This is a genomic window from Gluconacetobacter entanii, from assembly GCF_013155425.1.
In the GTDB taxonomy this organism is placed as follows: Bacteria; Pseudomonadota; Alphaproteobacteria; order Acetobacterales; family Acetobacteraceae; genus Novacetimonas; species Novacetimonas entanii.
In genome coordinates, this window is the sequence record NZ_JABJWD010000042.1 from 1 (window position 1) to 22129 (window position 22129).

At 65.7% G+C, this 22129-nt stretch carries 19 protein-coding genes and 1 pseudogene; 11 read left to right on the forward strand and 9 right to left on the reverse strand.

Annotation, left to right across the window (positions count from 1 at the left end):
- Positions 1-182, forward strand: a pseudogene (locus HNH97_RS07495) (hypothetical protein); the annotation flags it as partial.
- Between the two features lie 200 nt (positions 183-382).
- Here the strand turns inward: HNH97_RS07495 and HNH97_RS07500 are convergent.
- From HNH97_RS07500 to HNH97_RS07510, 3 genes are read right to left on the reverse strand one after another with little or no spacing between them, the layout of a single operon-like run.
- Complete coding sequence (locus HNH97_RS07500) at positions 383-1018, reverse strand: phosphoribosylanthranilate isomerase (protein WP_171790470.1); 636 nt, start codon at positions 1016-1018, stop codon at positions 383-385.
- A gap of 2 nt (positions 1019-1020) precedes the next feature.
- The gene (pyrF, locus tag HNH97_RS07505) at positions 1021-1776 is read right to left on the reverse strand and encodes an orotidine-5'-phosphate decarboxylase (protein WP_110913811.1); all 756 of its coding nucleotides are present in this window, start codon (positions 1774-1776) and stop codon (positions 1021-1023) included.
- Positions 1777-1782: 6 nt separating this feature from the next.
- A complete protein-coding gene (locus tag HNH97_RS07510) occupies positions 1783-2169 on the reverse strand; it encodes a LapA family protein (RefSeq protein WP_233044592.1) in 387 nt (128 codons plus the stop codon).
- 188 nt (positions 2170-2357) lie between these two features.
- On the opposite strand from HNH97_RS07510, the gene HNH97_RS07515 reads away from it, so the two are divergent.
- The 4 genes from HNH97_RS07515 to HNH97_RS07530 all read left to right on the forward strand — a co-directional run bounded on the left by HNH97_RS07515 (position 2358) and on the right by HNH97_RS07530 (position 6115).
- Complete coding sequence (locus HNH97_RS07515) at positions 2358-2648, forward strand: hypothetical protein (protein ID WP_110913834.1); 291 nt, start codon at positions 2358-2360, stop codon at positions 2646-2648.
- 270 nt (positions 2649-2918) lie between these two features.
- Positions 2919-4328, forward strand: coding sequence for a M20/M25/M40 family metallo-hydrolase (locus HNH97_RS07520; RefSeq protein WP_171790471.1), 1410 nt, complete (start codon positions 2919-2921; stop codon positions 4326-4328).
- A 27-nt stretch (positions 4329-4355) separates the two neighbouring features.
- Complete coding sequence (gene pdxA / locus HNH97_RS07525) at positions 4356-5327, forward strand: 4-hydroxythreonine-4-phosphate dehydrogenase PdxA (RefSeq protein ID WP_171790501.1); 972 nt, start codon at positions 4356-4358, stop codon at positions 5325-5327.
- Complete coding sequence (locus HNH97_RS07530) at positions 5324-6115, forward strand: pyridoxine 5'-phosphate synthase (RefSeq protein ID WP_171790472.1); 792 nt, start codon at positions 5324-5326, stop codon at positions 6113-6115. The genes pdxA and HNH97_RS07530 overlap by 4 nt, the downstream gene beginning before the upstream one ends.
- A gap of 125 nt (positions 6116-6240) precedes the next feature.
- Here the strand turns inward: HNH97_RS07530 and tldD are convergent, their stop codons facing one another.
- Positions 6241-7698 (reverse strand): metalloprotease TldD, encoded by a 1458-nt coding sequence (tldD, locus tag HNH97_RS07535; RefSeq protein ID WP_171790473.1) that lies wholly within the window; start codon positions 7696-7698, stop codon positions 6241-6243.
- Positions 7699-8493: 795 nt separating this feature from the next.
- Here tldD and treF point away from each other — a divergent pair.
- Positions 8494-10845: an alpha,alpha-trehalase TreF gene (gene treF / locus HNH97_RS07540; RefSeq protein WP_171790502.1), complete on the forward strand. Its 2352-nt coding sequence runs from the start codon at positions 8494-8496 to the stop codon at positions 10843-10845.
- A gap of 182 nt (positions 10846-11027) precedes the next feature.
- Here the strand turns inward: treF and HNH97_RS07545 are convergent, their stop codons facing one another.
- A complete protein-coding gene (locus HNH97_RS07545) occupies positions 11028-12128 on the reverse strand; it encodes a COX15/CtaA family protein (protein ID WP_171790474.1) in 1101 nt (366 codons plus the stop codon).
- 87 nt (positions 12129-12215) lie between these two features.
- On the opposite strand from HNH97_RS07545, the gene HNH97_RS18155 reads away from it, so the two are divergent.
- From HNH97_RS18155 to HNH97_RS07565, 4 genes are all read left to right on the forward strand, one after another.
- The gene (locus tag HNH97_RS18155; protein ID WP_171790475.1) at positions 12216-13028 is read left to right on the forward strand and encodes a TVP38/TMEM64 family protein; all 813 of its coding nucleotides are present in this window, start codon (positions 12216-12218) and stop codon (positions 13026-13028) included.
- 191 nt (positions 13029-13219) lie between these two features.
- Positions 13220-14533 (forward strand): multidrug effflux MFS transporter, encoded by a 1314-nt coding sequence (locus tag HNH97_RS07555; RefSeq protein WP_171790476.1) that lies wholly within the window; start codon positions 13220-13222, stop codon positions 14531-14533.
- Between the two features lie 180 nt (positions 14534-14713).
- The gene (locus HNH97_RS07560) at positions 14714-15244 is read left to right on the forward strand and encodes an adenine phosphoribosyltransferase (RefSeq protein ID WP_110913804.1); all 531 of its coding nucleotides are present in this window, start codon (positions 14714-14716) and stop codon (positions 15242-15244) included.
- A gap of 157 nt (positions 15245-15401) precedes the next feature.
- A complete protein-coding gene (locus HNH97_RS07565) occupies positions 15402-17636 on the forward strand; it encodes an FUSC family protein (RefSeq protein WP_171790477.1) in 2235 nt (744 codons plus the stop codon).
- A 127-nt stretch (positions 17637-17763) separates the two neighbouring features.
- On the opposite strand, the gene accC is transcribed toward HNH97_RS07565, so the two are convergent.
- The 3 genes from accC to aroQ are packed head-to-tail and all read right to left on the reverse strand — an operon-like array spanning position 17764 to position 20026.
- Positions 17764-19113 carry an acetyl-CoA carboxylase biotin carboxylase subunit gene (gene accC / locus HNH97_RS07570; RefSeq protein ID WP_171790478.1) on the reverse strand — a complete coding sequence of 450 codons (1350 nt, stop codon included), beginning with the start codon at positions 19111-19113 and terminating at the stop codon, positions 17764-17766.
- A complete protein-coding gene (accB, locus tag HNH97_RS07575) occupies positions 19113-19574 on the reverse strand; it encodes an acetyl-CoA carboxylase biotin carboxyl carrier protein (RefSeq protein ID WP_110913801.1) in 462 nt (153 codons plus the stop codon). Before accB ends, accC begins: the two co-directional genes overlap by 1 nt.
- Entirely contained in the window at positions 19571-20026 is a 456-nt protein-coding gene (aroQ, locus tag HNH97_RS07580; RefSeq protein ID WP_003616996.1) for a type II 3-dehydroquinate dehydratase, read from the reverse strand. The genes accB and aroQ overlap by 4 nt, the downstream gene beginning before the upstream one ends.
- Positions 20027-20295: 269 nt before the next feature.
- Here aroQ and HNH97_RS07585 point away from each other — a divergent pair, with 269 nt between their 5' ends.
- A complete protein-coding gene (locus HNH97_RS07585) occupies positions 20296-20862 on the forward strand; it encodes a septal ring lytic transglycosylase RlpA family protein (protein ID WP_233044586.1) in 567 nt (188 codons plus the stop codon).
- Here HNH97_RS07585 and HNH97_RS07590 read toward each other — a convergent pair.
- Complete coding sequence (locus tag HNH97_RS07590; protein ID WP_171790504.1) at positions 20825-21793, reverse strand: YihY/virulence factor BrkB family protein; 969 nt, start codon at positions 21791-21793, stop codon at positions 20825-20827. The two genes, HNH97_RS07585 and HNH97_RS07590, sit on opposite strands and share 38 nt — an antisense overlap.
- Positions 21794-22129 lie beyond the last annotated feature (336 nt).

Consider the following 22129-nt stretch of genomic DNA (forward strand, 5'->3'; position numbering starts at 1 on the left):
GCTGGGGTTGGGGTGGTTTCGGCGCGGGAATGGTGGCCGGGGCCATCGTGGGCGGCGCGCTCTCTCCCTATCGCTATTATGGGTATCCCTATCCCGTGTACAGATATCCCGCGCCCTATCCCTATTACGCCTATCCGCCGCCGCCACCCCCTCCGCCGGTCTATGGTTACCCCTATCCCTGAGGTGTTGGCGTCAGGGACTGAACGTTTCCGGGCGCCGCCCTTGATCCAGTAAAGGCGGCGTCTTCCGAAGCTTTCTGGATCAAAAGCTTCACCGACAAACGTTTGAATGATCTGAACGACGTCGCGGGGGCAGGTCATGGTTTCCAAAGGGCAATGCCCTTTGGCGGGTTTCAGGGCAGCGCCCTGGGCGAAGGCAGTCCCTAAGCCGGAAGGGCGTTCGTTGCCGCCGTCATGAAGGCACGGATCAGGTCGGGCGATTTGACGCCCGGCGCGCTTTCCACGCCCGATGACACATCAACCGCCCGCGCGCCACTGCGCCGGATGGCGTCGGCCACATTGACGGGATTCAGACCCCCGGCCAGCATCCACGGCACGGGCGCGCGCCACCCCTCGGTCAGGCCCCAGTCGAGGCAGCGGGCATTGCCGCCGGGTCGTGTGCTGCCTGCCGGTGGGCGCGATTCAATGACAAGCCCGTCAAGGCCGGTGCTGTCCGGCAGGTCGGCATGTGTCGCGATCCCGACCGCGCGCCAGACCGGCAGGCCGAAACGCGCGCGGATTTCCATGGCGCGTGCCTCGGGGGCATAGACCTGCAACCCGTCGAGCGTGACGGTGTCGAGCACGCGTTCAATCTCCGCATCCGTGGGCTTTACGAACAGGCCGATCCGTCCGGGACCGCCAGCAGGCACCCGTGCCGCCAGTGTGGCTGCGACATCTGGCGTGATATTGCGGGGGGAGGGGCCGAAGAATACGAACCCGACCCATCGCGCACCGGCCTTGATGGCCGTGTCCAGTGCACCGGCCTCGGTAATGCCGCAGATCTTGACCCCGATGGCCATGTTCAGGCCAACAGTTCCGCCATGATGGCCGCCGCCGCCGCCGCCGGATCGGGCGCGCGGGTGATGGGACGCCCCACCACGATATAATCCGCGCCCGCCGCATGGGCCTGCGCCGGGGTCATGATGCGTTTCTGGTCGCCCGCCGCACTTCCGGCGGGACGGATGCCCGGCACCACCAGTACCGGTTCCTCGCCCAGTGCCGCGCGCAGCAGGCCGATTTCATGGGGGGAGCAGACCAGTCCATCCGCCCCGGCCGAAACCGCCAGACGGCCCAGTCGCACCACCTGGTCCGCCACGCTCGATTCGACACCGGTTTCATGCAGCGCCTCGGCGTCGAGGCTCGTCAGCACCGTCACCGCCAGCAGCAGCGGGCGCGCGCCTTCGGGAAAGGCGTCGTCCACGGCCCTGCGTGCGGCGGCGATCATGGCGCGTCCCCCCGATGCGTGGATCGTCAGCATCGCCGGACGCACCCGCGCCAGGCTGCCGATGGCGGAGGCTACGGTGTTGGGGATGTCATGCAGCTTCAGGTCAAGGAACAGCGGCAGGTCGCCCGCGACCTCGCTTACGGCTTCAAGTCCCTGCGCATAGGTGAACTCCAGCCCCAGCTTCACCATCGGCGGCCGCATGATCTCCGGACGCTTCGATGCATTCACGGCCGCGTCGCGCCATGCGATGGCCTGTGCGCGATCCTTGGTGTCGAGCGAGACGATCAGGCGCGTGGGACGTGTGCGGGCGGAATGCGCGGGGCCTGCGGGCATGGGCGATCAGGTCCTGTTTTCAGTGGGGGTCGGGGATGGGATGACAGGTGCCGCCAGTGGCGGTGTGGGGGGCGCCGCTGCCGGAGCGGGCGTGGCTGCCGCCGCCGGCATTGCGGAATTGGCCGCCACGCTGGCGCGCAGGGTCGCGGCCTCGGCCTCCAGCGTGCGGACCTGCTGCTCCGCCTTTCGGGCGCGACGGATCTGGCCCAGCGTCCCGATCCAGGCGCAGACATATCCCAGCGCATAGAACACCGCCCCCGTCAGCAGCGCCAGCACGCCGGGGGAGGAGTTCCACTGCCACTCCAGCCATGTCATGGGGGCTGAGCCCTGGTTACAGGCGGCCAGGATAATAAGCCCGAGCACGAACGGCAGCGTGATGAACAGACGGATCATGATGCGCTTCCCTAGCGTCAAGGATTTTCCCCTGCAAGGAAAACCCTGTCGGGGCGGTGTGGTCACAATGTTTGTGACAGCATGAAAGCTTGATCCGGCCGATGCAACATGATGTCGTGGATGTCCGGATTGCCGGAATGGCGCGGCTTGCGCACGCACGGCAAGAGGGCGCGGTGGAAAGGGGCGGGATGGGAAAAGTCATTGCCTTTGGCGCCACCGCCCGTCGGGATGACGGGATGTGGGGCGTGGTCGCAACATTGGGGCGGCGCACGCGTATCGCCAGCATCTATGCCACGCGGCAGGCGGCGCTTGCGGATTGCGAATGGCGCATGCAGCAGGTCGCGGCCTATCGCGCGTTCCTGCGGCAGTCGGGGCAGCCTGTGCCCGTCTATGACATCCGCCCCGTGCGGCGCACCGACCTGCCACGCGCATGGCGTCCGCTGCCCGCGCTGGGCTTCCTGCGGGGGCAGTTCTTCTGATCCTTTGCCTGCAAGGTAGTGTGGGTTTTGAAATAACCCGCTGATAAAATGAATAAAAGTTTTTGGGTGCCGGCTTTTTTCAAAAAGGCGGCGTTCTCTGAAGCTTTTTGGAAAAAGCTTCACCAAAAACTTTTCATATCTGTACACCCTGTCGGGAACGGCATTTCAGGCAGTCATCCGGCGGGATTGCATTTTCATGGCATCATTCGCACAGTCGCGCGCGTTGCGGTACCGCAGCACCAGACCAAAGCAGCAAGGATCCCAGGACCGATGACCGACCTTTCCACTGACCTGACGCCTGTGCTCGATCATGTCGATCGCGCGCTTGAGGAAAGCCTGTCGCGCCTGTTCGGCCTGCTGCGTATTCCCAGTGTCTCAACCCGGCCCGAACATGCCGGCGACTGCCGTGCGGCGGCGCAGTGGCTGTGCCGTGAGCTTGAGGAAATCGGTTTTTCCGCCCGCGTGTGTGAAACGCCGGGCCATCCGGTGGTCGTCGCCCATGACCGTACCCCGCCCGAAGGCCCGCATGTCCTGTTCTATGGCCATTACGACGTGCAGCCTGTCGATCCGCTGAACCTGTGGCACAGCGACCCGTTCGAACCCGTCATGGTGACACGCGATGACGGCGCGCGCCAGATCGTCGCGCGCGGCGCGTCCGACGACAAGGGACAGGTCATGACCTTCATCGAGGCCCTGCGCGCCATCCGCGCGACACGGGGTACGATGCCGGTGCGCATCTCCCTCGTCATCGAGGGGGAGGAGGAAAGCGGCGGCCCTAACCTCGTGCCGTTCCTGATGGAACATCGCGACGAACTCGCCGCCGATATCGGCCTGATCTGCGATACCGGCATGCTGGGCGCGACGCCTGCCGTCACCACCGCCCTGCGCGGCATGGTGGGGGAGGAGGTGACCCTGAAATGCGCCACGCGCGACCTGCATTCGGGCATTTACGGCAATGCCGCGCGCAACCCGATCGAACTGCTGTGCACGATCCTCGCCTCCGTGCGGGATCATGAAAGCGGTCGCGTCACGCTGCCGGGATTTTACGAGGGCGTGCGCGAACCCTCCCCCGAACTGCGCGCGCGCTGGCGCGAGATTGCGCCCGATGACGCAACCTTCCTCGGTGCGGTCGGCCTGTCGCAGCCTGCGGGAGAGAAGGGCTACACCGCCATAGAGCAGACATGGTGCCGCCCGAGTTTCGAGATCAACGGCATTTCCGGCGGCTATACGGGGGAGGGGTTCAAGACGGTCCTGCCCGCCATGGCGTCGGCCAAGGTGTCGTTCCGCCTTGTCGCGGGGCAGGACCCGGTGCGGGTGCGCGAAAGCTTCTGCAGCCATGTGCGCGCCGCCCTGCCACAGGACTGCACGGTGGAATTCGCCCCCCATGGCGGATCGGGCGCGTGTGTCGTGGCCGATGACGCCACCGGCCTGCGTCCGGCCCTTGCGGCGCTGGGGGCGGAATGGGGCGTGCCTGCCGTCACCATCGGATGTGGCGGGTCCATTCCCGTCGCCGCCGACATGCGCAACATCCTTGGCATGTCCGCGCTGTTGATCGGGTTCGCGCAGGATGATGACCGCGCCCATTCCCCGGACGAGAAATATGACCTCGTCTCCTTCCACAAGGGCATCCGGTCGTGGGTGCGCATCCTGCACGCCATCGCGGCGGGCGCGCAGGGCTGACGACGGGAGGTGCGGCCGATGTCCGACATGCTGGCCCTGACGATGGGCGACCCGGCGGGGATCGGCCCGGAAATCACGGTGGGCGCGTGGCGCGCGCTGCACCGGCAGGGTCCGGCCTTCGTCGTGATCGGTGATCCCGATATCCTGACCCGCGCGGGGGGGCAGGTGCGCGTGGTGCCTGATGTGGCGGCGGCACGCGCTGCATTTGCCGACGCCATCCCCGTCCTGCCGCTGTCGCTTGCCGCCCCGGTGACGCCGGGCCATCCCGACAGCGCCAATGCCGGCGCCATCACCGGCAGCATCGCGCGCGCCGTGCGCATGGCACTGTCGGGGGAGGTCGCGGGCGTCGTCACCAATCCCATCAGCAAGGTCGTGCTGCGCCGGGCGGGTTTTCCCCATCCGGGCCATACCGAATATCTGGGTGAACTGTGTGATGCGCCGGGGCGCGAGGTCATGATGCTGGCCTGCCCGTACCTGCGGGTGGTGCCGGTGACGGTCCATGTCGCGCTGCGCCGGGCGATTGCGGAACTGGATACATCGGGCATCATCCGTGCGACGCGCACCACGCATGCCGCGCTGCGCCGGGATTTCGGCATTGATGCACCACGCATTGCGGTTGCGGGCCTCAACCCGCATGCGGGCGAGGGCGGCACGATGGGCACGGAAGAACGCGACATCATCATCCCCGCGATCGAGGCCCTGCGGGCGGAGGGCATGGACATCACCGGCCCGTGGCCGCCCGATACGATGTTCACGCCCACGGCGCGCGCGCGTTATGATGTGGCGATGTGCATGTACCATGACCAGGGACTGATCCCGCTCAAGACACTGGACATGGCGCAGGGGGTGAATGTGACGCTCGGCCTGCCGGTCATCCGCACGTCCCCCGATCACGGCACGGCCTTTGATATCGCGGGCCATGGCACCGCCGACCCGTCGAGTCTGGTGGCGGCGATGCGCATGGCCGCCGAAATGGCAGTACACAGGAACAGGTCATGACATCTTTCCCGCGTCACCCGCAGCGTCTGGGTGTGAATATCGACCATGTCGCCACCGTGCGGAATGCGCGCGGCGGGACCGACCCGGACCCCGTGCGCGCGGCCCTGCTGGCGCAGGCGGCGGGTGCGGACGGCATTACCGCCCATCTGCGGGAGGACCGGCGGCATATCCGCGACCGTGACCTGTCACGCCTGCGCGCGGAACTGGCGATCCCGCTGAACATGGAAATGGCCGCAACGCCAGAGATGGTCGGGATCGCCACCAGCCTGCGCCCGCATGCATGCTGCCTCGTCCCCGAACGGCGCGAGGAAGTCACGACAGAGGGCGGCCTTGATGTCGCGGGGACTGAGACGGCGCTGTCCGCGCATGTCGCGCGCCTGCGGGATGCGGGGATACGTGTGTCGCTGTTCATCGACCCTGATGCGGAACAGATCGCGGCGGCCACGCGCGTTGGCGCGGCGGTGGTGGAACTGCATACCGGGGCCTATGCCGGGGCCGTGGGCGAGGATGCGCAGGTGCGTGAACTGGCGCGGATCGCACGTGGGGCGACGCTGGCCGCGTCCATGGGGCTGGAGGTGCATGCGGGCCATGGGCTGAGTTACGACAATGTCGCACCGATTGCCGCGCGGCCGGAAATCGTTGAACTCAATATCGGTCATTTCCTGATCGGGCAGGCGATTTTCGATGGCCTGCCCGTCGTCATCCGCCACATGAAGGGCCTGATGGCCCATGCCCGTAACAGGGCGGAGCAGGACGGGGCGGCCTCGCCCATGGAAGATGACGGATAGAAGTTTTTGGTGAAGCTTTTTTAAAAAGCTTCAAAAGGCGCTTTATCCTCAGGGCTCTGCCCTGAAACCCGCCAAAGGGCATTGCCCTTTGGAAACCATGACTTCCGGACGACCCGGCGCAGGTGTCAGCCGCCCGTGCCGCCGATCGTCAGGCCGGTCATCTTCAGCGTCGGCTGTCCCACGCCCACCGGTACGCCCTGCCCGGACTTGCCACAGGTGCCGATCCCGGGGTCAAGGGCGGGTTCCTGCCCGATCATGGTGACCTTGGTCATCGCATCCGCGCCATTGCCGATCAGGGTCGCGCCACGGACCGGTGTGGTGACCTTCCCGTCCTCGATCAGGTAGGCCTCCGACGCGGCGAAGACGAACTTGCCGGAGGTGATGTCCACCTGCCCGCCGCCGAAATTGACGGCGTACAGCCCGCGCTTCGTCGTGCGGATCATGTCCTCCGTCGTGGCGTCACCGCCCAGCATGATGGTGTTGGTCATGCGCGGCAGGGGCGCATGGGCATAGGATTCGCGCCGTCCGTTCCCGGTGGGCCGCACCCCCATCAGGCGCGCGTTCAGCCGGTCCTGGAGGTAGCCGGTCAGGATCCCGTCCTCGATCATGACGGTGCGGCCCGTGGGCGTGCCCTCATCATCGACCGTCAGGCTGCCGCGACGTTCGGGCAGGGTGCCGTCATCGACCACCGTCACGCCGGGGGCGGCCACGCGCTGGCCCATCAGGCCGGCGAAGGCGGAGGTGCCCTTGCGGTTGAAATCCCCCTCCAGCCCATGGCCCACGGCCTCATGCAGCAGGATGCCGGGCCAGCCTGCGCCCAGCACGACCTCCATTTCCCCGGCGGGTGCCGGGGCGGCGTCAAGGTTGACGAGCGCCATGCGCAACGCCTCGTCCACGGCGGGTTTCCACACGGCGGCATCCAGCAGGCGGGTATAGGCATACCGCCCGCCAAGCCCGTGCCCGCCACTTTCGCGGCGGCCGTCCTTTTCCACCACGACCGAGACATTCATGCGCACCAGCGGGCGGATGTCGGCCACGCGCTGCCCGTCGGGACGGATGATCTGCACCGCCTGCCACTGCGCCGACAGCGATGCCATGACCTGTACCACGCGCGGGTCGCGGGCACGGGCATAGGCGTCGAGTTCCGACAGCAACGCCGCGCGTGAGGCGAAGTCCGTCTCCCCCAGCGGGTTGAGGGTGGGGTAAAGCCGGTGGTTCGTCGCCTGCGGCCCCACCGCCAGCGTGCCGCTGCGTCCCGCGCGGATCTGCGCCACGGTTTCACCGGCGCGGCGGATGGCGCTTTCGCTGATTTCGTCCGAATGGGCGAATCCGGTTTCCTGGTCGATCACCGCACGCAGGCCAAAGCCGGAGGAGGTGTCGAAGGTTGCCGAACGGATCACCCCCTCGTCGAGGGAGATCATCTCGCTTTCGCGGTATTCCAGGAACAGTTCGCCGTCATCCATGCCCGACAGCGCCTGCTGGACAAGGCGTTCGGCCTCCGTCCGGCCAAGGCGTGCGTCGGCGCGTTCGAAAAACAGGCTGTCCGTGGTGGCCAGGGGGGACGGGGTGGGGTCAGGCGACATCGGGAATACTCCGCGGGTAACGGGAACGTGGCCACGCCCCGGTGGCAGGGCGTCGTGCGACGCGGGAAGGGCGGGGCGTGCATGGCCATGCCCCCGAATCATAATGCCATTGCCGTCGGGACGAAACCGTACATCGCGGATGCGGCGGAAAAGGGGCGCAACATGAACTGGACATAAACTGGACACAATAAAAAATGAACTTCCCTCCATGTAGGCGGTTTTTCTTTTCGTTCCCTTCGCATGCAGGGCATGGTGTGGGGTATATGCGGTCCCAACAGCGTGGAGTTCAGACGTCTCGTGAATGTTTCCCTCATGGCCGGTTCGGCCCTGTCGCGTCCGGCCGCGTGCTGCGCCGGCGCCGCGCTGGTCGCGCTCGTGTCATCAGTGAGTCCAGCCCTTTCGCAGGAAGTCCGTCAGGACGCACCAATCCCTTCGCAGGCTTCCGTCGCAGCATCTCTCCCTGCCGCTTCCGTCCCCGCCGTCCCCGCGCAGCCCCATGCGGAAGGGACAGTAGCGGCAGGTCCGATGATGCCCCCGGTGTCCGCTCCGGCGGCGTCTGCTCCGGCTTCCGGCACGCCCCCGGTCACGGCACCCGCGCCAGCCGCCGCCGCACCGCCGCCTGCCACGCCGTCTCCCGCTGCTCCCGCCGCATCTTCCACGCCTGTCACCCCCGCGCCCGCATCGACGCCCGCCGTGTCCCCGGCGGCCTCCGCGCCTGCGGCCCCACCTGCCGCGACAACGCCGGATGACGATTCCTATGCCGCGCCGACGCCGCAGGGACTGGGGGGCGAGGGCATGGCCGTTCCGACGTCCGCACCGTCCGCCACCGCCGCCGATGGCACGAAGGCGACGTCGCCCGCGGTCCATGTCGATACGCCCGCAGGCATCCTTGCCCCCACGCCACAGGACGGGCACAGGGAGGAACTTGCCGGCTCGCACATGGTTCCCCCCGCCAATGCCCTGCTGACGGAGGCGGCGGCGCCGGTGACCATCACGCAGGACCTGCGGCCGCCGTCGGTCGTGCTTGACGGCCTGTTCGAGGATATTGCCCGCGCGCATATCTATACCGACGCCAAGACGGCGGTGGATGCCATCCCCGACGAGTCGCCCGAGGACCTGCTGGCGCAGTACAGGGCGGCGAAGGTGCGCCCGGATTTCGTGCTGAAGGATTTCGTCAGCCAGCATTTCACCCTGCCGGAACGCAAGACCGTCACCTACCAGCGCAGCCCCAATGAAAACGTGCGCGACTACATCATGGGCATGTGGGACGTGCTGCAGCGTCCGCCCGATACGCAGGTGCAGTACTCCTCCCAGCTACCGCTGCCCTATACCTATGTCGTGCCCGGTGGCCGTTTCAGCGAACTGTATTACTGGGACAGCTACTTCACCATGATCGGCCTGTATGAAGACGGGAAGATCGACCTGATGCGCGACATGGTGCGTGACATGGCATCGATGATCGACCGCTATGGCCATATCCCCAACGGCAGCCGCACCTATTACCTCAGCCGTTCGCAGGCGCCGTTCTTCTCCCTGATGGTCGATCTGCTGGCGATGCATGACGGGCAGATCGCCTACACCACGTTCCTGCCGGAACTGCAGGCGGAATATGACTACTGGATGGATGGCGCGGATTCGGTCGCACCGGGCGGGGCGTACCGCCATGTCGTGCGCCTGCCCGACGGGACGGTGATGAACCGCCATTGGGACGATCGCGATTCGCCGCGCGACGAAAGCTATCCCGAAGACCTCGCCACGGCGGCGTCGCAGTCGGCGCGCAAGCCGGAGGAGGTCTATCGTGACCTGCGCGCCGGGTCGGAAACGGGATGGGACTTCTCCTCGCGCTGGCTGGCGGACGGGCATACGCTGTCAACCATCCACACGACGGAACTGCTGACGGTGGAGCTGAACTGCCTGATCCCGCATCTGGCGCAGACGCTGTCGCATGCCTATGCCCTGAAGGGGGACAAGGAAGCATCCGCACGGTATGCGAAGATCGCGGACGAACGGGTCGCCGCCATGCAGCGCATCCTGTGGGATGAACGTCGCGCCGCCTATATCGACTATGACTGGAAGAAGGGCGAATCGACCTCCATCCTGTCGGGGGCGACGGCCATGCCGCTGTTCCTGCAGATGTCGACCCCCGAACAGGCCAAGGCCGTGGCGGAGACGATCCGCAAGAACCTGCTGAAGGTCGGGGGCCTGATCGCCACCGAACGCACCAACAGCGGGCAGCAGTGGGACGCCCCCAATGGCTGGGCCCCGCTGCAGTGGATGGCGGTCAAGGGCCTGAACCAGTACGGGTACGACGAACTGGCCAGCGACATTGCCGCGCGCTGGATGGGGCGCGTGATCGGCACGTACGAAAAATCGGGCGTGCTGCTGGAAAAATATGACGTCTCCAACCCCTATATCAGCCCCAAGGGGGGCAAGGGTGGTGGCGAATACCCGATGCAGATCGGCTTTGGCTGGACCAATGGCACGCTGCTGGGCCTGATGGACCGTTACCCGCAGAATACCCGCGTGGTGCTGGATCATAACCCGGCCGCCGACCTGCCGGACCGTCCGGTGGCCCATGCCCTGCCGCCCATGAACGCCTATGGCGTGCAGAGCGACAAGGCCACGATCAACAGCTACAACCTGCCGACCACGACCCTGACACCGCGCCCGGTCGCGCCGACGCCGTCCCTGCCGCAGGTGTCGAGCGTCGGCGAAAGCGCGCCCACCCCGCCGTCGAGCGCACCGCCGGTCCAGCCGTCCGCACCCCCGACGCCCGCCCCGGCAACGGCGACTCCGGCAACGGCCGCCCCTGCGGAGGCCGCATCGAAACCGGCCGCCGCGCCCGCCGATACGTCCTCTGGCGCACCGGCACAGGCAACGGCGCAGCCCCCCGCCACCGCACCTGCGGCACCTGCCGCCGATCATGCGGCCGGGGCGCAGGACGCGGTTGCGCCTGCGACCTCCACGGCTGCCCCCTCGGCTCCGGCTGCGCAGCCGCCAGCGGGGGCTTCGGCCGTGCCGCCGGGGAGTGCTGCCCCTGCCGCGCAGCCGAAGGCGCAGCAGGACGAGGCCACGCCAACCCTGCCGCCGCATATCACCGATGTGCCAAAGGATAATTCCGCCGCATCGCAGCCTGTCGCGCATTAAGCGCGTCAGGGGGCAGGATCGCGGGTCCTGCCCGGACCCGGCAGGGACCACAGGCCCCTGCATCCCGGTTCATCGGGCAAAGTGTCAGGCGGCAGCCGGTCATAAAAGAACGCCGCCTTTCAAAAAAAGGCGGCACCCAGAACTTTTATTCTTTTATCAGCCGGTTACCCCACCACCAGGCGTCAGACCCGGCCAACCCCGCGCAGGCGGTGCAGCACCATGATCGCGGTGGTCAGCAGCAGCGCGGCGCAGGTCTGGTGCACCGTGGCGGCCCAGACCGGCACCACCAGCAGCAGCGTGGTCACGCCCAGCGCATATTGCAGCAGCACGACCCACCCCATCAGCATCAGCGCGTCCTGTGCGGGCCGGCCCAGTTTTGGCGTGCGCAGGCCAAGGAAGATCGTCACACCGATCAGCGTCGCCGTGGCGGTCGCCAGCAGGCGGTGGTCGAACTGGATGGCGGGGATGTTCTGGAACCAGTTGAGCCAGAAGGGATGCAGTCGCGCATATCCCGCCGGGATCAGGTGCCCGTCCATCAGCGGGAAGGTGTTGTAAGAAAAGCCCGCATGCGTCCCGGCGGTGAACCCGCCCGCGATGACGGTAATGCCGATGATGCAGCAGATGGCCCACGCCAGGCGGTGGATACGCACGACCTCCGGTGTTGCGGGGATGAACACCGGTTCCGGCGCACGGGTCGAAAGCGCGGTCCACAGGATGGCGATATACAGCGCAAAGGCGCAGCACAGATGCAGCACGAGGCGCACGGGCGCCACGGCGGTGCTGTCGGGATTGAAGCCCGAGGCCACCATGAACCACCCGATCGCACCCTGCAGTCCGCCCAGCACGAAGAACAGCAGCAGGCGCGCGATCAGGCGGCGCGACAGGACGCCGGTGACGGCGAACCAGATCAGGGGGATCAGCAGGACCATCCCCATCAACCGCCCCCAGAAGCGGTGGATCCATTCCGCCCAGAAGATCTGCTGGAACCCGGCGAGGCCGAATCCGTCATGCAGGATCTTGTACTGGGGGATGGTCTTGTACAGTTCGAACTGCCGTTCCCATTCCGCATGCGACAGCGGCGGGATCATGCCGGTGATCGGCCGCCAGTCCATGATGGACAGGCCCGACCCCGTCAGGCGGGTATACCCGCCGAGCGCGATCATGCCGAGCAGCATGAAGCAGATGGCGAACAGCCAGTTCGAGACCCGGCGGCGGTCATGCGCGCTGGCCGGGAAAACGGAGTCGCGGCCCTTGGCGAGGCCAGAGGAAGGATGTGCGGACATAGGCCGGATTTAGACTGGCCTTGCACGCCGCCGCAAGGCAATGCTAGGGCGCTGGTAAGGTTTTCGTGTCTGCCGCACGTCCACGGCATGACTGGCGTGCGTGCCCGCGCCACATATATCGCAACAGAGGATGTCTTTCCCCGCGTGACGCGATCATGCCGCCCCCCGCCCTCCGTGGCCCATGCCCCTTCCGGTGCCCCGTCTTCCGCCGCCGCGCCGCGTGCGGGCCTGGGCGTGCTGCTGCGTCCCGCGCTGATGGTCGCCCTGGCGGTGGCGGTGGTGGTCGCGGTGCGCGCCATGCCGGGACTGCGCACGGGGCTGGAGATGGGGCCGGGCAATGTCGCCATGCTGCGTGACGGGATATGGGGGCGGGTGTGGTTCGTGCTGGCGGGGACGGCGTTCTGCGCGCTGGGCCTGCCACGCCAGGCGGTGTGCCTTGCGGCGGGCATGGCCTATGGCACGGCGGCGGGCATGGCGCTGGCCACCTGCGCCACGGTTGCGGGGGGAATGGCGGATTTCCTGGTCGCGCGGGCGATGGGGCGCATGGGGGGGGGCGCACGCCTGCCGCCGCGTGTGCGCGACATGTGCGCGCGTCTGGGCCGCCCCCTGCGTGAGCGGACATTTAGCTGCGTGCTGGTGCTGCGCCTGCTGCCGGTGGGATCGGCCATGATGCTCAGCATCGCGGCGGGCCTTGCGGGCGCGCGGGCGGCAGGGTTCATCGCCGCCACGCTGCTGGGCAGCCTGCCGCAGACGGTGGTGTTCGTCCTGGTCGGTGGCGGGACGGAAGTGAACCATCAGTGGCAGGTTGCGTTGGCTGTCGTGCTGTTCGTGATTTCGGGCCTTGGCGGGGTGTGGCTGCTGCGTGCCAGCAGGATCGCGCGTGCCGATCGTACCACATGAACACTTTGAAAAAATGTTTTAGGTATCGTCGTGTTTTTCTGTCTTCACGGATGGTTGACGCGACGCGCATGCACGCGCGATACCTTCGGTGAGCGAAACGCTGGAATGCCGGAATAGAGGATGAAAATTTCCGGTGTCCTCGGCTAGATACTTTCGCAATCCTTGCTTCCCTTGATTTCTGGAGTGCCGTCATGGGCTCTTCCGCACTCGCGGCGCAGTCGTCCGATGCATCCGTTGGCAAGACAGCCGGACGGTCCATGGGATGGATTGCCATCCTGCTGGGGGTCCTGACGGCGGTCGGGCCCGTTTCGACGGATATCTACCTGCCTGCCTTCCCCGAACTGGAAAAGTCGCTGCATGCGCGCACCGGTTCCGCGCAGATGACGCTGGCGATCTGGTTCGTGGGCCTTGCGATCGGGCAGATCACGATGGGTCCCGTCTCCGACCGGTTCGGCCGGCGCATCCCGATGCTGCTGGGGACGTTCGTCTATACGCTGGCCTCCGTCGGGTGCGCGGTGGCGACGGACATCTATACCTTCTCGGCCTTTCGCCTTGTCGCGTCGCTGGGCGCTTCGGCCAGCCTGATCATCCCCAGCGCGTGCGTGCGCGACATGTCGCATGGCAATGAATCCGCACGCATGATGTCGCGCCTTGTGCTGGTGATGGGGGTCGTGCCGATCCTTGCGCCCACGCTGGGGGGCATGGTGCTGTCGTTCACGACATGGCGGTCGATCTTCTGGGCGGCGGCGGTCTATGGCGTGGTGTGCATGCTGCTGATCTGGCGCGTCCTGCCTGAAACGCTGAAGCCTGAAAATCGCAGCGAACTGTCGCCGGTGACATTGTGCAGCCGCTATCTGCTGCTGGTGCGTGACCGCGGGTTCTTCACCAATGCGATGATCGCCGGTTTCTCGTGCTTCATGTCCTTTACCTACCTGTCGGCCGCGCCGTCGGTGTTCATCCACCAGTTCGGCCTGTCGCCCGCGCATTTCGGCATGATGTTCGGCGTGTTCGCCGTGTGCATGATCGGCGCGTCGCAGTTGAACGGCATGCTGGTGGGGCGGATCGACGCGGCGCGCATCCTTGGTGTGTCGGTCATCATCGCGCTTGTCGGCACGATCGGCATGACGCTGGTCGCCAGCCTGATTTCGGAAACGACGAAGGCGGGGGGCCATCCCTCCATCGGGCTGATGATCGCGCTGGTGGGGACGATGATGTTCTCGCTCGGCACGACCGGGATCATCGGGCCGAACGCGACGGTGGGCGCACTTGCGGACCATCCGCGCCTGGCGGGCAGTGCCTCGGCCTTTGTCGGGACGCTGCAGTACGTGCTGGGCGCGCTGGCGGGGGCGATCGTCGGCATGCTGCCGTCGAACTCCCCCATCCCCATGGCGGCGGTGATGATGGGGGGGGCTGTGGTCATGCTGCTGATGGTGGTGCTGCGTCCGCGCCGCCCGGCCGATGCCCCCACGGCGGAGGCCACGACGGCAGGCAGGGCCAGGCCATAATGTCTGGCGCACGCACGGGCGGTCTGCGACAAAAGCGGCCATGACGGGGTTGCCGTCCGGCGACCCGGCCGCTACAGGCGACGTGCATCGCGCGCCCGTGACCACGGGCGTAATTTACGGGACCGGGATGTCCGTCGGACGTCGCGGCCCGGAACAGGTTTGCGGGAATATAGACAGGCCATGACGACTCCCACCATTGATCTGAAGCAGTACATCCGGGGCATTCCCGATTTTCCGAAGCCGGGTATCCTGTTCTACGATATCTCGACGCTGATGCGGAATGCGGATGCCTGGCAGATCGCGATGGGGCGTCTGACGGCGGCGGTCGCGCCGTGGTCGGTCGATGTGCTGGCGGCCATTGAATCGCGCGGCTTCCTGACGGCGGCCCCGCTGGCCAGCCGCCTTGGCTGTGGCCTTGTGATGCTGCGCAAGCCGGGCAAGCTGCCGGGCGAGACGATTTCCTATGACTATGACCTCGAATACGGCAAGGATTCGCTGCATATCCAGGCCGATGCGATCACGCCGGGACAGCGCGTGGTCGTGATGGACGACCTGCTGGCGACCGGGGGCACGCTTGCCGCCTCCATCGCGCTGCTGCGCAAGGTCGGTGCGGAGGTCGTGGGGGCCGCCACGCTGATCGAACTGACGGGGCTTGGGGGGCGTGACCGCCTTGATGTGCCGGTCAGGACGCTGGTGGCTTACGACGACTGATCGGTATCGCTGCTTTGCCGGCGGGGCCGTCTTGCAATATACAGTTTCATGAACGCTGATATACCGGACATCACATGTCGGTGTTGCGGCAACACGTGTAAAGTGTACCTGAAACTGCATAGCCGTTTTTCATATCTCAGGGAGCGCGGATGCCGGGATGAATAGTCTTGAGCTCTCCCTGATCCAGTTCCAGACCCGGATCGTCGCCTTCCTGCGGCGTCTGTGGCCCCCCGGGGCCACGATCCGGCAGGATCACATGCGCTGGCTGTTCGCGCCGGGGCTGTTTACCTTCGGCTATGCCCTGCGCACGACCATCACCTCGCTGATCGCGCTGGGGATTGCGCTGTGGTGGGAACTCGGCAGCCCGCAATGGGCGGCGCTGACGGTGTGGATGGTCGCGCAAGGGTCGCGCGGCAAGAGCGTGGCCAAGGCGCGATGGCATCTGTTCGGCATGGTGGTGGGCACGATCTGCGCCGTGCTGCTGGTCGCGGCGTTCCCGCAGGCGCCGCTGATGTTCATCCTGCTGCTTGCGGGCGGGATCGGGATGTTCTGCTTTATCGGCACGCTGCTGCCCGGCCCCGCGACGATGACGAATTACCGCATCCACGGCATGCGGGCCAGCGGGTTTACCTACGCCATCATCTCGCTCGACGGGATTGCCGACCCGCAGCATATCTTCATGACCGCGATGTCGCGCGCGACCTATATCGTGCTGGGCATCGTGCTGGAAAGCACCGTCTCCTCCCTGTTCCAGTACCGGCTGGGCAAGCGGGCGCAGGACCGGTTGACCGCCAATTTCCTGACGGCCATCGACGGGGCGGGTCAGACGCTGGCCTCCCTGCTGGCGGGGGAGCATGATGTCCTGCGCAGGTCGCGGCAGGTCTTTGCCAATATCACGAGCCTGAGTGACCAGATCGAGTTCGCCGAGGTGGAAATGGGCGCCCAGCGCGGGCATGAGGGCGATCACGCACGCGCGGCCCTTGCCCGGGTGGCGATGCTGCTGTCGCGCGGCCTGGACCTTGCGGCGCTGATGCATATCCCCGGCAACATTCCCGGCGCGGCCTTCAACGCCACATCGGCCAAGGTGCAGGCGTTCCTGCGCGATATGGTCGGGCAGTTGGAAATGACGGATGACATCCATCCCGTCCTTGCCGAACTTGCCACATTGCAGGCGGAATGCCGCCAGAGTGTCGCCGATTCCCTCGAAGATGAAATGGGCAGCGACACCCGCGACCCGGCCTCGCCCGCCGTTGCGCACATCCTGGAGCAGCAGCGGATGCTGCATTACGGGCTTGGCGAGATGCTCGATGAGCTTGAACAGGCCATCATCCAGTTCGACGCCAGCCGCCATCCGCTGCGCCATGACCATTTCCATTACCGGATCAAGACGTTCCGCGACTGGCAGCAGGCCTTTACCAACAGCCTGCGCGCCTCGGTCACCATTTTCGGGGCCGGCCTGATCTGGATTGCGACGGCATGGTCGTCCGGCCTGACCTTCATCATGTTCGTCTCCATCGTGTGCAGCCTGTTCGCGACGCTGGAGAAGCCCGCACTTGCGACCAAGGCGTTCCTGGGCGGTGCGATCTGGGCCAGCGTGATGGCCGGTGTGCTGGTCCTGTGGGTGCTGCCCACGCCCTCCACCTATGAAGTCATGGCGATGTGCCTGATGATCCCGATGCTGATGGGCGGGCTGGCCTTTGCCTATCCGGTGCTGATCCTGGGGGCGGTGTCATACAACCTGTTCATGCCGATCCTGCTGGGGCCGGGGAACCAGTCGCGACTGGACGAGGTCTCGTTCTTCAACACGGCGATGCCGCTGATCCTTGGCCTGTGGTACGCGATGTGGGTCTTCCGGCTGGTGCTCCCGTTCGATACCAACGACATGCGCTGGCAGATGCGTACCAGCATCCTGCGGGGCCTGCGCCACGTCGCGCACGCACGCACGCTGCCGACGACGCTGTATGTGGTGGAACGCAATGTGGACCGTTTCGTGCGGCTGCTGACGAATGCGGAAAACACGCCCGACGTGATCATCGATTCCTACCTGCAGGGCATCCTGTCGGCCATGACGATCGGGCTGAACATCATCCGCCTGCGCGGGGTTCAGGAACGTAACCTCCTGCCACCGGGCGCGCAGCAGGTACTGGGCGAGATGATGGCCCGCATGGCACAGTTCAGTGGGCGTTACGGCGGGCATTATGGCCGCACCGCGCGGGCCACGAAGCTGGCGATCGCCCATATCCAGAGCATGACGCAGGAGGAAAGGAACCTTGGGGTCCGGCTGGAGATGAACGTGGCGCTGGTCTGCCTGTATGTGATTTCGTACGAACTCGACAACAACCAGAAATTCTTTGACGCCTCCAGCCCGTATCTGGACCCGGTCCTGAACTGACATTTAAAAGTTTCAAAGCACGCCGCCTCTTTCGATCGGAAGGCGGCACCCGGAATTTTGGTTCTGGACACAAAAAAAGGGCCAGGGGATTTCTCATCCCGCTGGCCCTCTGTCCTGTCTGGCCGTGTTATTCCGCGTTCTGGGCGGCGACGAATTTTTCCAGCCAGTGGATGGTGTAGTCACCCGACCGGAACTGCGGATCGTCAAGGATCTTCAGGTGCAGCGGGATCACCGTCTTCACCCCCTCGATCACGAACTCATCAAGGGCGCGGCGCATGCGCTGGATGGCCTCCAGACGGGTCGGCGCGCGCACGATCAGCTTGGCGATCATGCTGTCGTAATAGGGCGGGACGCGGTATCCAGCATACAGCGCGCTGTCCACGCGCACGCCCAGGCCACCGGGCGGGTGGAAGACGCTGATGGTGCCGGGGGTGGGCATGAAGGTCTGCGGATCTTCGGCATTGATGCGACATTCGATCGCATGGCCGGAGAAGTGGATGTCCTTCTGGTCGTATCCCAGCGGTTCACCCGCCGCGATGCGGATCTGTTCACGCACGAGGTCCACGTCGCAGACCATTTCCGTCACCGGATGTTCCACCTGCAGGCGGGTGTTCATCTCGATGAAGCAGAACTGCCCGTCCTGATACAGGAACTCCAGCGTGCCGGCGTTGCGATAGCCCAGCTTTTTCAGCGCCGAGGTCGCGATCTCGCCGATTTCGTCGCGCTGCTTCGCATCGAGCGCGGGCGACCCGGCTTCTTCGAGGAGCTTCTGGTGGCGACGCTGCAGGGAACAGTCGCGTTCCCCGAAATGCACGACATTGCCGTGCGTGTCCGCCATGATCTGCAATTCGATGTGGCGCGGCCGGTCGAGGTATTTTTCCAGATACACCTCGTCATTGCCGAACGCGGCGCGGGCCTCGGTGCGGGCGACGCTCCATGCTTCCTCAAGGTCGTCGGCGGTGGCGGCAACCTTCATGCCGCGTCCGCCGCCGCCCGCCGCCGCCTTGATCAGCACGGGATAGCCAACCCTGTCGGCGACTTCGCGCGCCTGCTCCAGGTTTTCCAGCGCCCCGTCGGACCCCGGCACCAGCGGCACGCCAAGCGCGCGCATGGTGGTCTTGGCGGTGATCTTGTCACCCATCATGCGGATATGGTCGGCCGTCGGGCCGATGAAGGTCAGGCCGTGGGCCTCCACCGTTTCGGCGAAATCCGCATTTTCCGACAGGAAGCCATAGCCGGGATGGATCGCGTCCGCCCCGGTGATGGTGGCCGCCGACAGGATGGCCGCGACGTTGAGGTACGAATCACGGCTGGCGGGCGGGCCGATGCACACGGCCTCATCCGCGAGGCGGACATGCATCGCGTCCGAATCGGCCGTCGAATGCACGGCAACGGTGGGGATGCCCAGTTCGCGGCAGGCCCGCAGGATGCGCAGGGCGATCTCGCCGCGATTGGCGATCAGGATCTTGGAAAACATTACTCTATGATGGCCAGGACTTCGCCGTATTCAACAGGCTCGCCCGAGGGGACGAGGATCTTGGTCAGGGTGCCCGCGCGCGGGGCCTTGATCTGGTTGAAGGTCTTCATCGCCTCGATCAGCATCAGGGTCTGGCCCGCGACGACCTGCTGGCCTTCGGTCACGAAGGGCGGGGCCGACGGGTCGGGCGTCAGGTAGGCCACGCCGACCATCGGGCTGGTGACCGCGCCCGGATGCTTCGACAGGTCGGCGGGCGGGGCCGCGACGGGCACCGGGGCCGCGACCGGGGCGGGCGCTGCGACCGGCGGCGGCGGGGCGACGGCATGGGTCGCGGCCGGCGCCGCGCGCACGACACGGACGCGGCTGTCCTTTTCCGCGATCTCGATTTCGGTCAGGCCAGTTTCGGTCAGAATTTCGGCCAATGCCCGAATGGCATCCGCATCCACGAGCAGTCGGCTCATTGATCGTCCTCGTCCAGAATCATGTCGGTCATCGCATGAAGCGCCAGCGCGTACCCCCGCACGCCAAGCCCGCAGATGACGCCGATGGCGGCGCGGGAGACGTAGGAGGTATGGCGGAACGCCTCACGGCGATGGATGTTGGAAATATGGACCTCGATCACCGGCAGATCGACCGCCAGCAGGGCGTCAAGGACCGCGATGGAGGTATGGGAATAGGCCGCCGGGTTGATGATGATGCCACGTGCGCGGCCCCGGCATTCCTGAATCCACGAAACGAGTTCCCCTTCGCCGTTGGTCTGGCGGAAATCGATCGCCACGTCGAGCTGCTCCGCAGCCTGCACGCAGACCTGTTCGACATCATCAAGGGTTGCGACGCCGTACACTTCCGGCTGCCGCAGTCCAAGCATGTTGAGGTTCGGGCCGTTGAGAACGGCAATCAGGGGACGCTCCATAATGACAGGCGCCGTAGCATGCCCTTCGCTGCGATCCAAGCCTGTTCTGCATTCCATGGCGAATCGAACGCCGCCCATGCCGTCCCGTGGGCCTGGCGGATGTGCCCGCGCGGCATGTGGCGGACAGTTTCCCTATGTTAATGACATGAGGGATAGGAAATAATCCCTCAATAAATATAAAGCTGACTTTTGAAGTCATAATATACGGGATGGACGCATACCTGAATCGGGCTGGTCGCGTTCATGTATATTATGTAATGGTTCCCGCCATGACTGTCGGACCCCTTCATATACAGTCGCGAAAGCGGCGGCGGATACCGGATTTTCCGGCATGGGTCCTGTCATGTCTGCTGATGGTCTGCCTTGGCCTGATGTGTGGCGCCCGTGATGCCCATGCCCGGCATGCCAAACATGGCGTGCATCACGCCGTGGCCCGGCAGGGTGCGGCCACCCGGCACCATCATCACCATGCCCTGCGCCGCCTGCCTGGCCTGCCCCCGATGCACAGCGTTTCATCCACATGGTCGCAGCACGGACTGGCAAGCTGGTATGGCACCCATCGCGAAATCGGCCATCGCACGGCATCGGGGGATGTGTTCGACCCCATGGCGATGACGGCGGCGCACCGGCAGTTGCCGCTGGGCACACTGGTGCGGATTCGCTCGACCTCCACGGGGCGTTCGGTCATTGTCAGGATCAATGACCGCGGCCCCTATCGCGGCAGGAGGATCATCGACCTGTCGCCGGCGGCGGCGCGGATGATCGGCCTGCTCGACCGCGGGACGATGATGGTCGAGATTACGGCGCTTCCCCCGGGGGCTGCTTCGCAGGGGTAGTGGCCTCGGTCCCTGGCGCGTGGTGGGACTTGCGCGCGATGGACCATCCCTCCATCTGCGGGCCGTTGTCACGCAGGCACATCTGGATTTCCAGCCCGGCGTTGAGTTCCGCGCCCAGCAGCACGACATAGGCCGAGACGTAGAACCACATCATCGTCGCCACAAAGGCGCCAAGGGGTCCATAGGTCGCGCCATATCCGGCGATATGGCTGACGTAATAGGAAAACCCGAACGAGGTCAGCAGCCACAGCAGGGTCGCGGCCACCGAACCGGGCAGGATGCAGCGCCATGACGTGCTCTGCCGGTTGGGGCCGAATCGGTAGAGCAGCGAACATCCCGACAGCACGAACAGCAGCATCAGCGCCGGCCCGCCCATATGCACCAGCAGTTCGACCGACCCCGGCGGCGGGGCGAGCGAGAGCTTCTGCGGCAGGTAATCCAGCAGGATCGGCAGCGCCACCATCAGCGCCAGCGTCAGGATGCCGCCAAAGATCGCACACAGCGTCATGATCATGCCCATGGCCTGAAAGCGCAGGAAACTGCGGGTTTCAGGCGTGTTATAGGCCACGTTCATCGCCAGCAGCAGCGAACGCGTCGCCGCCGAAGCCGACCACATGGCGATGGTGGTCGAGACGATCAGGTTCAGTGTCAGCGAGGAATGGGACTGTGCGACAAGGATGTGGATCCTCTCGCCGATCAGGTCGTATGCCGCGGGCGGCAGCAGGTTGCGCAGGACGACAAGCTGTGGCTCCACCGTCTGGGGATCGAACAGCAGCCCGTAGATGGAGATCATCGTGCTCATGGCCGGGAACAGCGACAGCGTGGCGTAGAACGCGCATCCCGCGGCCGCCAGCGTGATCTGGTCCGACGCGATGTTGGTGGCCACCTGTTTCATGACGGGCAGGATGTGACGGTGCAGGGCGTCATTCATGTCCGTGCCGTTCTTTGTGGCGCGTCCGGGGGTGGGCGGCGCGGGGGTGACGGAGGCCGCCACCTCGATCTGGTCTGGGGAAGAAGAGATCAATGCGTTGTCCAGGTTCTGGTCACTTGGGTCCCGGTGGCCGGGGCCGGCGGGCGACATGCTGCGTCCCCGGCCTCCCGTCCTGCCGGGGACGAAAAATGAATCACGACAATATTTTGGTCGATTTCGCCCACCTTAAACGAAAAAGGTCACGAGGAGGCGAATTTTTCTATTGCGTTATGGGCGTATTGTCCTCATATGCGCTCCCTACGCAACAACGCACGTGCCACTGGCCCTCTGAGGTTA